Annotated in this window: 9 protein-coding genes; 8 read left to right on the top strand and 1 reads right to left on the bottom strand. The window is 53.3% G+C overall.

Features of this window, described 5'->3' with window-relative positions; all coding sequences use genetic code 11:
* The first annotated feature begins 114 nt into the window (after positions 1-114).
* The 6 genes from pepN (at position 115) to Y017_RS01920 (ending at position 11,276) form a co-directional block, all read left to right on the top strand.
* Positions 115-2,751 carry an aminopeptidase N gene (gene pepN, locus Y017_RS01945; RefSeq protein ID WP_081737552.1) on the top strand — a complete coding sequence of 879 codons (2,637 nt, stop codon included), beginning with the start codon at positions 115-117 and terminating at the stop codon, positions 2,749-2,751.
* Positions 2,752-2,964: 213 nt separating this feature from the next.
* A complete protein-coding gene (locus Y017_RS01940; RefSeq protein WP_035458497.1) occupies positions 2,965-4,983 on the top strand; it encodes a DUF1302 domain-containing protein in 2,019 nt (672 codons plus the stop codon).
* Between the two features lie 46 nt (positions 4,984-5,029).
* A complete protein-coding gene (locus tag Y017_RS01935; protein WP_011588284.1) occupies positions 5,030-6,436 on the top strand; it encodes a DUF1329 domain-containing protein in 1,407 nt (468 codons plus the stop codon).
* 115 nt (positions 6,437-6,551) lie between these two features.
* The gene (locus Y017_RS01930; protein ID WP_035458753.1) at positions 6,552-7,643 is read left to right on the top strand and encodes a YCF48-related protein; all 1,092 of its coding nucleotides are present in this window, start codon (positions 6,552-6,554) and stop codon (positions 7,641-7,643) included.
* Between the two features lie 10 nt (positions 7,644-7,653).
* A complete protein-coding gene (locus tag Y017_RS01925; RefSeq protein WP_011588286.1) occupies positions 7,654-10,035 on the top strand; it encodes an RND family transporter in 2,382 nt (793 codons plus the stop codon).
* A 230-nt stretch (positions 10,036-10,265) separates the two neighbouring features.
* Positions 10,266-11,276, top strand: a complete 1,011-nt coding sequence (locus Y017_RS01920) for a quinone-dependent dihydroorotate dehydrogenase (RefSeq protein ID WP_035458494.1) — start codon at positions 10,266-10,268, stop codon at positions 11,274-11,276.
* An 82-nt stretch (positions 11,277-11,358) separates the two neighbouring features.
* Here Y017_RS01920 and rmf read toward each other — a convergent pair whose 3' ends face one another.
* Positions 11,359-11,565, bottom strand: coding sequence for a ribosome modulation factor (gene rmf / locus Y017_RS01915; protein WP_035458491.1), 207 nt, complete (start codon positions 11,563-11,565; stop codon positions 11,359-11,361).
* A 252-nt stretch (positions 11,566-11,817) separates the two neighbouring features.
* Between rmf and rlmKL the strand changes: the two genes are divergently transcribed.
* Entirely contained in the window at positions 11,818-13,932 is a 2,115-nt protein-coding gene (gene rlmKL / locus Y017_RS01910) for a bifunctional 23S rRNA (guanine(2069)-N(7))-methyltransferase RlmK/23S rRNA (guanine(2445)-N(2))-methyltransferase RlmL (protein WP_035458489.1), read from the top strand.
* Positions 13,929-14,150: a glutaredoxin family protein gene (locus Y017_RS01905; RefSeq protein ID WP_035458486.1), complete on the top strand. Its 222-nt coding sequence runs from the start codon at positions 13,929-13,931 to the stop codon at positions 14,148-14,150. The genes rlmKL and Y017_RS01905 overlap by 4 nt, the downstream gene beginning before the upstream one ends.
* Positions 14,151-14,224: the final 74 nt, after the last annotated feature.

The following is a 14,224-nucleotide window of genomic DNA, read 5'->3' as shown; positions in this document are numbered from 1 at the left end:
TCATCAACAACACCCCGCAAGCCGGGGTGTTGTTGTTTTCGTGGATATGATGTTTGAGCGGTGCTAGGCCGGATTGGCATGGCCGCCAGACTAACCTTTTTGAGGAGTAGGGTTATGGAAAGTGCAGAAATGGTGAAATTCACCCATTTGGCGGACTATCAGCCCCCAGCCTATCTAGTCGATAGAGTGGCTCTGGATGTGGATATTCGGGATGGGGTGACCACTGTGACCAGCAGTCTATCGCTGCGCCGTAATCCGGCTGCTGCTGATTCCACGACAATGACCTTCAATGGCGAAGGGCTCACCTTACGCACTTTGGCGCTGGATGATGTGGTGCTCAATAGTGCTCGCTATCAGTATGAAGATAACCTGCTGACCGTGCGGGGCTTGCCAGATACCTGCACGTTAACGTCCGTGGTGGATATTGATCCAGAAAACAATACCGCCCTGGAAGGGTTATACCAGTCCAATGGCATGGTCTGCACCCAGTGTGAGGCGGAAGGCTTTCGGCGTATTACCTTTTTCCCGGACCGCCCTGACGTATTGGCCCGCTTTACGACCACGGTACGTGCTGACAAGGCCCGCTATCCGCTGTTGCTGTCTAACGGTAATCCGGTGGCTTCGGGCGATGAAAAGAGTCATGGAGAAGAGGGCGCTCGTCACTGGGTGACTTGGGAAGACCCTTTTCCGAAACCATGCTATCTGTTCGCTTTGGTGGCGGGAGATCTAGCCTGCCTGGAGGATACGTTTGTCACTGTATCGGGCCGTAAGGTGGCGTTACGCCTCTATGCTGAGCATCGTGATCTGGACAAGCTGGACCATGCCATGGCGTCGTTGAAAAATGCCATGCGCTGGGACGAACAAACCTACGGTCGCGAATACGATCTGGATATCTACATGATTGTGGCGGTAAGCCACTTCAATATGGGGGCCATGGAAAATAAGGGCCTTAATATCTTTAACACCTCCTGTGTGCTGGCGCATCCCGCTACGACCACCGACGCCGGGTTCCAACGGGTGGAATCTGTAGTGGCCCATGAGTACTTTCATAACTGGTCTGGAAACCGGGTGACCTGCCGTGACTGGTTTCAATTGAGTCTTAAGGAAGGTTTCACGGTATTTCGTGACCAGGAATTCTCGGCGGACATGCATTCCGCCGCAGTGAAACGCGTTGAAGATGTGGATTTCCTGGTCAACCATCAATTCCCGGAAGACCAAGGCCCCATGGCCCATGCTGTTCGCCCTGAGAAATACCAGAAAATTGACAATTTCTACACCCTAACCATTTATGAAAAAGGCGCAGAAATTGTTCGTATGCAGTATCACCTGCTGGGGGCAGAGAATTTCCGCAAGGCCACGGATCATTATTTCGAGACCAATGATGGCAAGGCGGTAACTTGCGATGATTTCGTGGCCAGCATGGAAGCCGTTTCCGGCTACGATTTGAGCCAGTTTAAACGTTGGTACAGCCAGGCCGGCACGCCGATACTGACGGTTACTGATGAATACCGGGACGGGCAGTATCACCTTAGGTTCCGTCAGCATACGCCCGCCACTCCCGGACAGGAGCAGAAACAGCCCTTGGTTATCCCTATTCGTCTGGCGTTGCTTGATGAGCAGGGCGCTCCCTGTGCGTTGGATGCTGGAGGCAACGGTGCGGCTGAGGGGGAGCAGGTGGTTATCATGGACCAGGCTGAGCAAACCGTGTCGTTTAATGTGCCTGCTGGGGTGACACCTTCTCTGCTGCGTGGGTTCTCAGCGCCAGTGGTGCTCGATTATGACTACTCCGTTGATCAATTGGCGCGACTGTTGGCCTACGACAGTGACGGCTATTGCCGTTGGAATGCCGCCCAGCGCCTGTACTTTGCGGCACTGGATCGGTTAGTGACCGAAACCGATGAGGCGGATGCAGAAGCCGCAGCGCTGGTGCCGGTGCTGGAGCAAGTGATTGCCCGTAGTGATGAAGATCCGGCCCAAGCGGCATTGCTGCTTTCATTACCTGGCGAGGTAGCGTTGGGAGACCGGCATAAGCCGCTGAACCCCGCCTCCATTCATCGCGCGCACAGTGCCATGAAGAAAGCGTTAGGAAAGGCGTTGCAGTCGCACTGGTTGTCTCTGTCCGAGAACCTGCTGGCTACGGAACTGAGTATGGATGGTCGGGCGATGGGGCGGCGGCAGTTACGTAATCTGGCGTTGGATTTTTTAGCAGCAGGAGAGCACCCGGAAGCAGGTCGGATAGCCGTGGAGTTATTTGAGCTGCCACTGTGTATGAGTGAAGAGCTTGGCGCATTGCGAGCGCTGGTACACCATGGTTTGCCCGGTGCCGATCAGGCACTGATGCAATTCGCGGATCGCTGGCAGGATGAGGCGTTGGTTATGGATCAGTGGTTTGCTGTCCAGGCATCCGTGCCGGGGGCTCACACCGTCGATCAGGTAAACCGCCTGCTTGAACACCCTGCTTTTGACTGGAAGACACCGAATCGAGTGCGAGCGCTAGTGGGCACGTTCACGAACGCAAATCCGTCGGCATTTCATGCGGAAAATGGGCAAGGGTATCAACTATTTTCGGCTGCCTTGTCTCGCTTGGACGCCATCAACCCGCAGGTTGCGGCCCGTTTGGCCAATGGGGCTTCTCGTTTGCCTGTATTGGAACCGGGCCGGAAGGCTTTATTGGCGGAGCACCTTGCGGGTGTGCAAAATACAGCGTCCGATAACGTGGCGGAGGTGCTTGGGCGGATCCTGTCATCCTGATCTTCTATGGGAGTATAGAAAGAAAAAGGACGATGACTGGTTAGTCGTCAATAATAGAGCACACAGGGGATTTATTTTTTTTTCTGGTGTGTAAGAATTATGTATTAGCCTGGGCGGCAGGTCGGGAAGAATAATGAGACCTGTCGCAAATGGGAGCGACTGTTGACCGGGTAAGAACAATAAAGCCATGCGCATGGCAATTCGGAGAACTACATGAATAATAATCACCTGTGTAGAAGCAGGCTGGCGATGGCTGTTGCCAGTATCACCGCCCTTACCGGGCTTTCCCTCCCCGCTTCAGCGGTTCAACTAGATTTCGAGAACCCGGACTGGTCGGGCCGGCTGGATACAACCTTGTCTGTGGGTGCCCTGTTTCGAACCGAGAGCCAGGATTCTATGTTGGCGGCCACCGGTGACGTGGTCGATATGGCTACGAAAGGTTATGGGTCCCAAATCAATAAGAACGATGCCAACAACAATTACGATACCGGTTTGGCGTCGTTGGTGTACAAAATTACCCCAGAGCTGGATCTGAGCTGGAAGGGGAAATATGGCATGTTTCTCCGCGGCACCGCATTTTATGATCAGGTGATCATGGGCGGTGGGCATGATGGTGGGCAGTTGATTAAGGCTGCTGGCTACCCTGGCGCCATGGGTTTTACCCGTTACGCCACGTATTCTGATTACGCGAATAATGGCACCGGTGATGATTTCAGCGGTGACGCTGAACGATACGCCGGCCAGCGTGCTCGTCTTTTAGATGCGTATGTGTGGGGGAACGTCGATATGTTCGAGCGCCCATTGAATGTTCGCCTTGGGCAGCAGGTGATCAACTGGGGTGAAGCCTTGTTTATGCAGAATGGGGTGAATACGGCGAACTACTTTGATTTGAATGCCTTGCGCCTGCCGGGCTCCGAAATCAAGGAAGCCTTGCTGCCGCTGGATAGCGTCTACTTCTCTTATGGCCTGACCTTTAATGCAACCGTGGAAGCTTTTTACCAGTTTGAATGGAAAAACTCTGAGGATGCGCCCTCGGGTACTTACTTCTCTACCCATGATGGCTTCCCAGGTAAAGGGGCAGACAATGTCATCGTCGATGGTCGAGTTGTTGCGCTGAGCGCTGTTCAGGCGGGTGCAATTCCTTCGCCGGGGCTCCTTGAGCCTGGTTTTGCGAATTATACCGCGTCTAATTACGGTTCTGATTATCAGTATGAAGCGACTCAGGTAACAGTAAATCGAATTCGCGATAAAGAGGCTAGCGATAGTGGTCAGTTTGGTTTGGCGTACCGTTACTTCGCAGAAGGGCTAAACGGTACTGAGTTTGCGCTTTATTATACGCGAACCCATGCTCGTACCCCCGTCGTTGGTTCTAGCCTGAATAACCTCGAAAACGGCAAGGGTGGTGGCGTTACAGAAATGGCTAGAACCATTGATACCGCTGAGTATCAGATGGCCTATGTAGAAGACCAAGACATGTTCGGCGCAAGTTTTAATACCAGTGTCGGTAATATGTCACTTGCTGGGGAGCTGGCGTATAGGCCTAAACGTGCCATTATTAACGAAGGGGGTGATAACCTGATATCTGCTCTTGCTGGTGTTGCGGGTCAATCCGCTTTGCAGGGTCAGGATGTGGCTATCGGTGATTTGACAGGGCATTGTGTTCGCGCGGAAATGGGGGGCTCCTGCTTGTCTGCGGACACGTTAGTACAAGATGGCCATCTCTACTATTTCTACGATGAGGTAGAAAGTTACAACGGTTCTTTAGTCAGTATCTTCAATTTCGGCCCGACGTTTGGCGCTGATGGCCTGATTGCATTGCTGGAATTGGGCGTCGAACACATTGAAGGGCTTGAAAATCCTGACCTGGAATACAACTCTACGGCGGCAATTCTAGATTCTGAAGCGCAAATTCTCAGCCCTGATGACCCGAACAGGTATTACATGGACCCCACCTCCTGGGGCTACCGTGCGGTGCTGAAAGCGGATTACAGCAATGTCTTTGCTGGTGTTTCCATGAGCCCGAGTGTGCGTTTTGCTCATGATGTAAATGGTAACTCTCCGATTGGCGGCAACTTTATGGAAGACCGTAAGGCTGCGACACTGGGGGTGAGTTTTCTGTACTTGAATAACCTAGAAGTGGCCATGTCTGCTACCACGTTCTGGGGCGCCAAATACTCCAACAAACTGGCCGACCGGAACAACGCGTCCGTTTCTGTTAAGTACTCTTTCTAATATGTTCCAGGTCGGAGTGCCGGCCTGTTGTTAACGGAGAGCAATCATGTTGAAGAAACTGACCGCAATGGGCGGTGCTTTGGCTCTGTCCTTGAGTGTGACGGCCAATGTGCACGCTGGCGTATCTAGCCAAGAGGCGGCGAAATTGGGTAAATCGCTGACGCCTTTCGGTGCACAGGTCAAAGGTAACGGCAAAACCATTTCAACCGGGCTGGGCATTCCGGATTACACCGGCGGCATCCAACGCAAAGATATTCCCAAGACCTATACCCGTCCGGGCCAACATCACCCAGATCCGTACACCGCTGACAAAATTGCTTTCACGATCACCGCTCAGAACGTGTCCCAGTATGCGGACAAAGTGCCTGACGGCGTGCAGGCGATGCTGAAGACTTACCCGGATACGTTTAAAATGAACGTCTATCCGAGCCGCCGCTCCACCTCAGCGCCACAATGGGTATACGACAACACTAAGAATAATGCCATTAAGGCCAAGCTGGGTGAAACCGGCGTGGATAATGCTTTCGGTGGCATTCCGTTCCCGATTCTCAGTGGTACTAATGAGCAAAAAGCCAAGCAGGCTGTCTGGAACCATATTTTGCGCTGGCGCGGTTTGTACGTGGTTCGCCGTGCTTCGGAAGTAGCGGTGCAGCGTAGCGGTGCTTACTCGCTGATTACCTCTCAGCAGGAAGTGTACTTCCGTTACTATGACCCGAAGTACAATTTTGAAAGCCTGGACAATATCATTTTCTATTACCTGTCCTTTACTAAGGCCCCGGCCCGTCTGGCCGGTGGTGCCGTACTGGTACACGAAATGCTGGACCAGAAACAAATGCCGCGCCAAGCCTGGGGGTATAACGCAGGTCAGCGTCGTGTTCGTCGTGCGCCTAACCTAGCATACGATACTCCGATTGCTGCAGCGGATGGCCTGCGTACTGCCGATGACACCGATATGTATAACGGTGCACCTGACAAGTACAACTGGACGCTAGTCAGCGATAAACCGGTGGAAATGTTCATCCCGTATAACAACTACAAACTGGATGATCCGAATGTGAAATATGAGACCCTACTGCAAAAGGGGCATGTGAATTCGGATTACCAGCGTTGGGAGTTGCATCGCGTTTGGGTGGTGGAAGCCAACCTGAAAGAGGGTGAGCGGCATATCTACGCCAAACGCCGTTTCTACATTGATGCGGACTCCTGGCAGATCGCCGCCATCGACCAGTACGACCGTCGTGGTGAGTTGTGGCGGGTCAGCTTAGCCTATATTAAGAATTACTACGAAGTACCAAGCCAGTGGACCGCACTGGATACGTTCCACGATCTGCGCGCCCAGCGTTACCACGTGCAGTTCTTGGATAACGAGGAGTCCTCTATCCTGGATTATAGTCAGCCAGTACCCGGCGACCGTTATTTCCACCCAGCAGCGCTACGCCGACGCGGTCGTTAATTATAAAAAAATGCCGGTTTAATGAAGCCGGAAAGCCAAGGCGACCGGAGTGCTTATGGCACCCGGTTGGTTTTGCTTGGCCGTGAAGCAGGGCCTTTGGGAAGAGCAAAAAAGAATGAAAAAAACAGTGTTAATGGCCTTGTCAGCCGTGCTGTCTGCACCTTCGCAGGCAGATTTCGTTTCCAATAATGGGCCTCTGGTTACGGCAAACAGCTATTTGGATATCGCCTATGCGGATAACCGGATCGTTGCTGTGGGGGACCGAGGCAAAATTCTGTATTCCGATGATCAAGGTGATCATTGGACGCAGGCGATCACACCGTCTGAAGTGCTGCTCACCTCCGTTTGTTTTGCCGATGCTCGCCACGGTTGGGCTGTTGGCCATGATGCGTTGGTATTAGCCAGCAGTGATGGCGGAGAATCCTGGACCGTTCAGTACAGTGATCCTTTGGGGGGCGACGGCGATGTAGGGCTCGCGGAAGAAAAACGGGACGATTACTCCATGGATGATCTCTATGGTGATCCCTACAGCGATAATGCTTACGGGGATGACGGTGGTGATCTTTATGATGGTAGCGATAGAGTCATGGCACCAGTGGATACATCTGGTGCGCCGTTGCTGGATGTGTTTTGCGACAGCCGTGAGAGTGCAGTCGCCGTAGGGGGCTATGGTTATTTCCTGAAAACCAGCGATGGCGGAGCAACCTGGGATAAAGCCCTGGACAGCTTGGACAATCGTGAGGGTTGGCACCTGTACGATTATACCGCCGTGAAAGGGGGCAATGACCGTTACGTTGTAGGCGAAAAAGGTCTCATGTTCCATTCCGCCGACAAAGGCATCCGTTGGAAAAAGCTAGATAGCCCCTATGGCGGCACCCTGTTCGGTGTAACCCCGATTTCTGATAACAACGTCCTGACATATGGCTTGCAGGGCAATGTGTGGTTGACGGCTAATCGGGGGCGCAGCTGGGTGAAAATTCCCTCAAAGCTGACCCGTGGTATCAACGATGGCACCGTACTGGCGGATGGCACGGTGGTGCTGGTCACAAATGCTGGCGGCATCCTTACCAGTCGCGATGGTGGTCAATCCTTTTCCCTACGGTACCTGCCGGGCCGCCGTTCAATCTCCGCTGTTCTTCCCCGTGATGCGGGCGGCATTCTTGTCGCCGGGCAGGGTGGGCTGCGTGTGATCGAAGACGTTAAATAAGGGGCACAGCATGTCTGGTCGCATTTCAAGAAGTATTGCCAGTGGGCTGTTTGCTTTTCGGCCCCTAATTCTCCTGGCTTTTATTGCAGCCACAGTGCTGTTGGGTTTCCAAGCCAGTAAGATCGAACTGAACACCGATATTCGCAAGTTGATCCCGCTGGATCATCCGTATATCCAGAATTACCTGGAGCATCAGAACGACTTGAGCCTGGGCAATGATGTCCGGGTAATTGTTGCTGAAACCCAGAGTGAAGACATTTTCAACGACGATTACGTTAAAGCGTTGAAAGAAATCACCGATGAAGTGTTCGCATTGGAGGGGGTGGATCCCAGCAAGATCCGTTCATTGTGGACCAGCAATGTGCGCTGGAATGAAGTTACGGAGCAAGGCTTTCAAGGCGGTGAGGTGATTCCCGCCGGTTACGATGGCTCCCAGGACTCACTGGAGCAGTTGCGCACCAATGTTTTGCGCTCCGGTCAAGTAGGCCGTCTGGTCGCTGATAATTTCCAGTCTAGTGTTGTGCATGCTTATTTGCTGGATGCTCTGGGGGAGGATGGGGTTGATATTCCGGCTCTCTCTACCCGTCTTGAAGAGATTCGCAGTCAGTATCAAGAGAAATACCCTAACGTCCGCATTCACATTGTCGGGTTGGCCAAAAAAGCCGGTGATGTGATGGCCGCGGCGGAAGAAGTGGCCATGTTCTTCTTCTTCACCCTGGCGCTAATTGCGCTACTGCTGCTAATTGATACTCGCTGCCTGCGCAGTGCCCTGACCGTTACTGTTTGTTCCTTTGTGGCGGTAATCTGGCAGCTCGGGATTGTGAGTAGTCTGGGTTTTACCATCGATCCGTACTCCATGCTGGTGCCGTTCCTCGTCTTTGCCATTGCGGTTTCTCATGGTGTCCAGATTGTGAATACCCTGGCTAACTACGCAGCGCAAGGGCTCAGTTCCCTGGAAGCCGCCCGTTCCACTTTCCGGGCATTGTGTGTGCCGGGCATGGTGGCATTGGTGTCGGATGCCATTGGTTTCCTCACGCTCTACATGATTGATGTGGGTGTGATTCGTGAGCTGGCCATGGCGGCCAGTATCGGCGTGGCCGTGATTATTATTTCCAACTTGGTGATCGTGCCGTTGGTGCTGTCCTACCTGGGCGTAAGTGATGCGTCCATTCGAAAGATTCAGGCAGGAGAGAAGAAAGATCACCCGTTGGCTGGCCTGTTTGCCCGCTTCACGCGTACGCCTTTGGCTGCTCTGTCCATTGCCGTGGCCGTGGCCGGTTACGGAGTGGGTATCTATATGAGCCAAGACCTGAAAATCGGTGACTTGGACAAGGGGGCCCCCGAGCTGTGGCCGGACCCATGTGAAGATATGGAATGTCCGCGTGGCTATGAGCCCAAGCCTCGTTACCGCTATAACCACGATGTGAACTTCCTGGTATCGAATTATTCAGTGAGCGCCGACGTTTTGGTGGTTATGGGCAAGACACCAGTGGAATCCTGCAACACCTACCAAGCTATGCAGACGGTGGATGATCTAGCGTGGAACCTGCGTAATGTAGAAGGGGTGCAGGATGTGGCCACGATTGCGTCTGCTACGAAACAGATATCCACCAACATGAATGAAGGCTCCATGAAGTGGGCGACCATTTCTCGAGACCAGTATGCGTTGAATAACGTGATGAGCTTCATGCCTGATCGCTTATACAACTTGGACTGTTCGCTGACGCCGATTTTCGTGTTCCTCGATGACCACAAGGCGGAAACCCTAGAACGTGTTACCCGTGCGGTGGCTGATTTTTCCCAGATCCGTAACAACCCGGATGTGTTGGAGTTGAAGCTGGCTTCCGGCAACGCAGGTGTGGAGGCTGCCACAAACCAGACCATTGCCGCTAGCCAGTACCCCATGTTGGCGCTGGTGTATGCGGTGGTGTCTGTGTTGATTCTGATTGCTTTCCGCTCTTTTCGGGCGGTGATTTGTATCATCGTGCCGCTTGGGTTGACCTCGATTCTTTGCCAGGCGTTGATGGCGTATCTAGGGATAGGTGTGAAAGTGGCGACGCTTCCGGTGATTGCTCTAGGTGTGGGTATCGGTGTGGATTACGGTATTTATATCTACAGCAAGTTATCCGAGTACCTGAAGCGGGGTATGAATTTGGAGGAGGCCTACAAGCAAACGTTGAAAACTACTGGTAAAGCGGTGGCCTTTACTGGGATCACTTTGGCGGTGGGGGTGATTTTCTGGGGGTTTAGTTCCATTAAATTCCAGGCGGACATGGGCATCTTGCTGACCTTTATGTTCCTGTGGAACATGATTGGCGCTCTGTGGCTTCTGCCTGCTCTGGCTCGTTTCCTGCTCAAGCCTGATTCAGTCCGCGTGAACCTTCGTAGTTAACCAGCGCGCTGATTCGTTGGTTGTGTTTAGCCCGGCTCTGCCGGGTTTTTTTATGCCGTTTTGCGGCTGCTAGAGCGCCCGTAGCATGTCTCCTGTTCAACAATTGAGACTGTGGACGTAGGCTGGGTGCTCAATTGGTTCACTGTTCTTCCTACTGTTCGACACAAAACATCGAAGTCCCCGATGCCCTTGGCTATAATGCCGGCGATTACTACCGATCGGGCTCTTTCATGCTGTACTCCTTGGCACGACCTTTATTGTTCTCTCTATCAGAAGAGCATTCCCATGAGTTGACTCTGGCGCTGCTGCGCAAGCGTGCAGGCAAGCTATGGCCCGGTACGGTACCGGCGGTGCCTAAGACAGTAATGGGGATCGAATTCCCTAATCCAGTGGGCTTAGCGGCTGGCCTGGACAAAAATGGTGACTGCATCGATGGCTTGGCGGATCTGGGGTTTGGCTTTATTGAAGTCGGTACTGTAACGCCGCGGCCGCAATCGGGTAACCCACAGCCTCGTTTGTTCCGGCTGCCGGAGGCCCAAGCGCTGATTAACCGCATGGGGTTCAACAATCTGGGTGTAGATTACCTAGTGGCTGCAGTCAAACGCAGCCGCTACAAGGGCGTATTAGGCATCAATATCGGCAAGAACAAGGACACCCCGGTTGAAGATGCCGTGCAGGACTACCTGATTTGCCAGCAGAAAGTGCATGCCTATGCCAGCTATCTGGTGGTGAATGTCTCCTCTCCGAACACGCCCGGACTGCGAACCTTGCAACATGGCGCGGCACTGGATGAGTTGTTGGACACGCTGCGAGAAGCCCAGACACGCTTGGATCAAGAGCAGCGTCGTCGAGTGCCTCTGGTCATCAAAATTGCCCCGGACAACAGTGAAGAAGAGCTGCAGAGCATGGCTGAAGCCTTCTTACAGCATGGAATCGATGGGGTTTGTGTTGGTAACACCACACTTTCCCGTGATGGTGTGCAGAACCTGAAAAATGGTGGGGAGCAAGGTGGCCTCAGTGGTACACCGCTAACCCCCATCGCCAACCGGGCGCTGGCAGTTATGCGCAATACGCTCAATGGCCGCATTCCGATTATCGGTGTAGGCGGCATTAATAGCGCGGGCGATGCGTTGGAAAAGCAGCGCCAAGGTGCTGACTTGGTACAGATTTACAGCGGTCTGATTTATCAGGGGCCCGGTTTAATCGGCGATATTGCTCGCGCCTGGCCGAAGAGCATCTGAGTTTGAGTTGATATTAAAAAGGGCCCGGGTGGGGCCCTGCGGGCCGGCGCTGAATGCGCCGGTGTTGTGAAAATGGAAGGAACTAACCGATATTTTTTAGATTCTGAATGCTGGCAACCCCGAGCATACCGTGAGCAAAGTCAGTGCGACCTTCGCGCCATCCTCCCATCCAGTTGGTGCGAGCCTGGAGAGTGCCAAACGGGCAGTCTTCGCGAGATTTTCCATCCAGGCCGGCGTTATATCCCCGGTTGTAAGCGCGGTCGTCTTTATTACGTTTTTGTCGCTTCATAAACGCTTTCCCTTTCACCGATAGCGGAATCGAAATATGACCCCCGGCTGAGACTGTAGCCAAGTATGGGGCCGACACATTCAGTATGGGAAACCGGTAAAGTAGTGTCGAATACCATGTAGCAATATGGCCACTGCTGTTTAAGCATATGGCGTATAAAGGACAGTTTGATGACAGTTTATGTAATGCATTGAAAAATAATGGTTTATTTTTTGTTTTGCACATAAATTAGTCATTTTAGAGGATTGGATAATGGAATTTGTGGCCACCTGCATGCCAGGTCTGGCAGATCTGCTCAGCGACGAACTAGGCTCACTGGGCATATCCGTAACAGAAACCGGGCGTGCGCATGTCAGTTTCTCCGGGGGCGTGGCGGATGCTCTGAAGGTGTGCCTCTGGTCCCGTTTGTCCGAGCGGGTGCTGCTGCATCTGGCCACGTTGGGTGTGACACCGGATATTGCACCGGAAAAGTTGGCGGCTAGCCAGGATTGGCTATCTTTGGTGGGGAACAATGCACCGGTACATCTGCATATTGAGCACGGCGCTGAAGTGCGTGGTGATAATCGGATCAGTGCCAAACGGTTTATTCATGCATTACCGGAGCAGTTTGCCATCTCCCGTGAGCCGAAAGGCAGTTGCTGTATTCGTGCCCGGCTGGATTTGAATGAGGCACATCTGTGGTTGGATCTGGCCGGCGAGCCTTTGCATCGCCGTGGATATCGCCTCGCAGGCGGTCGTGCGCCGCTACGCGAAACCTTGGCTGCAGCCATGTTATGGGCTGTAGGGTGGGGCAAGGAAGGTCGCCATTCCGCGCTGATCGATCCGTTTTGCGGTAGTGGTACCCTGGTGATTGAAGCGGCGCTGATAGCAGCAGGCCGCGCCGCAGGTGCCCAGCGTCAGCACTATGGCTTTCAGCAGTGGCGTGGTTGTCGGCGCCAGTTGTGGTTGGATGCCCAGAAGGAAGCAGGTGAGAGTGGTAAGCGCCCAGTGCCAGCCGTATCGCTGAAAGGGTTTGATTCTGAAGCGAGCACATTGCAATTGGCTTTGCAGAACGCAGAGCGCGCCGGAGTGCGTAACGCAATTCATTTTGAGCGCCGGGAACTGGGTGCTCTGCGGCGTCGAGATTTTGTTGATAACGGTATTGTGGTGGGTAACCCGCCTTGGGGTGAGCGCCTGGAGGAAAAACCACAAGCGGGCTGGCTACATTATGCGCTGGGTCGTATTTTGTCGGTTCGAGCGCCGGGCTACCAGGCATTGTTGCTGGGTGCGGATGCGGAAGTCATGGACCGCTCTGGGATGAATTTGGAACAGCAATGGCGCCTGAAAAATGGCCCGTTCAATAACTTTATCCGTCTTTATTCGCCCCGTAAGCAGACGCCAGCCAATGTGGTGAAAGTGGCTGATGATAGTGCGTTCAACGTACCCGAGGGCGCCCAACCCTTATTAAATCGGCTGCGCAAAAATGGCAAACACCTGCGCCGTTGGCTGGAGCGGGAGGACATTCAGTGCTACCGGCTGTATGACCGCGATTTGCCAGAATTCAATGTGGCCGTGGATATCTATGCGGATCAGGTGTTGGTGCAGGAGTTCAAGGCACCTAAAACCATTGATCCGGAAAAAGCGAAAGAGCGCCGTGATTGGGCGGTGACAGCGGTGAGAGCGGCCTTAGGTGTTCACCGTGAGCAGGTGCACCTGCGCACCCGTGAAAAGCAGAAGGGGAATCAGCAATATCAAAAGCTGGATGCTCAGGGACAATACCGGGTTGTGCGTGAAGGGCAATCGCAGTTGTTGATTAATTTGCAGGATTACTTGGATACCGGGCTATTTCTCGATCACCGGCCCACGCGTTTGCGTATCGCTGAAGAGGCCAGTGGTAAGCGCTTCCTTAACCTGTTTGCGTACACGGGGTCTGCCACGGTGCATGCTGCTGTGGGTGGCGCAAAGCGCACCGTTACGGTGGATTCCTCCAAGCGGTATCTGGATTGGGCAGCCTGCAACCTGGCCGCTAACGGTTTCTCCACCGATCAGCATGAATTGGCTCGGGCCGACACCATGCGTTGGCTGGATGAGTGTAAGGAGCAGTTTGATCTGGTGTTCTGCGATCCGCCCACTTTTTCCAATAATAAGTCACGGAGTGACTTTGTGGTGGAAGAGCATCACGGTGATTTGATTCGCAAGATTATGCGCTGCTTGGAACCGGGTGGGGTGCTGTATTTCTCCTGTAATTACCGTCGCTTCCAAATGGATGAAAGCATCAGCAAGTGGTACGCGGTAGAGGATATCTCACGTTGGAGTATCCCGGAGGATTTCCGCCGCAATGAAAAAATCCATTATTGCTATGCCATTCGTCATGTGGAGGATGCATGACGGTGCTGTTGTATACCACCTTGGGGTGCCACCTTTGTGATCAGGCCAGGGAGCTGGTGGCCATGGTCAGGCCGGATCTGGAAATTACGCTGGTAGATATCGCTGAAGATGACACCTTGATCGAACAGTATGGTGAGCGAATCCCGGTATTGATGCGCGAAGGGCAGGAGCTGGCTTGGCCGTTTGGCTTGCTCGACGTACAGCAGTTTCTTTGCTGATGTTTTGATGTCGGGTTACGCCTTTCTGGCTAGCTCGACAAACATCCTGCGCATTGCCCTGATGCGTTTTTTCC

The sequence above is a fragment of the Alcanivorax sp. 97CO-5 genome (assembly GCF_000524665.1).
GTDB classification, from domain to species: Bacteria; Pseudomonadota; Gammaproteobacteria; order Pseudomonadales; family Alcanivoracaceae; genus Alcanivorax; species Alcanivorax borkumensis.
The sequence above is the reverse complement of the archived record's forward strand: the minus strand, read 5'-3'. Positions and strand labels throughout refer to the sequence as shown.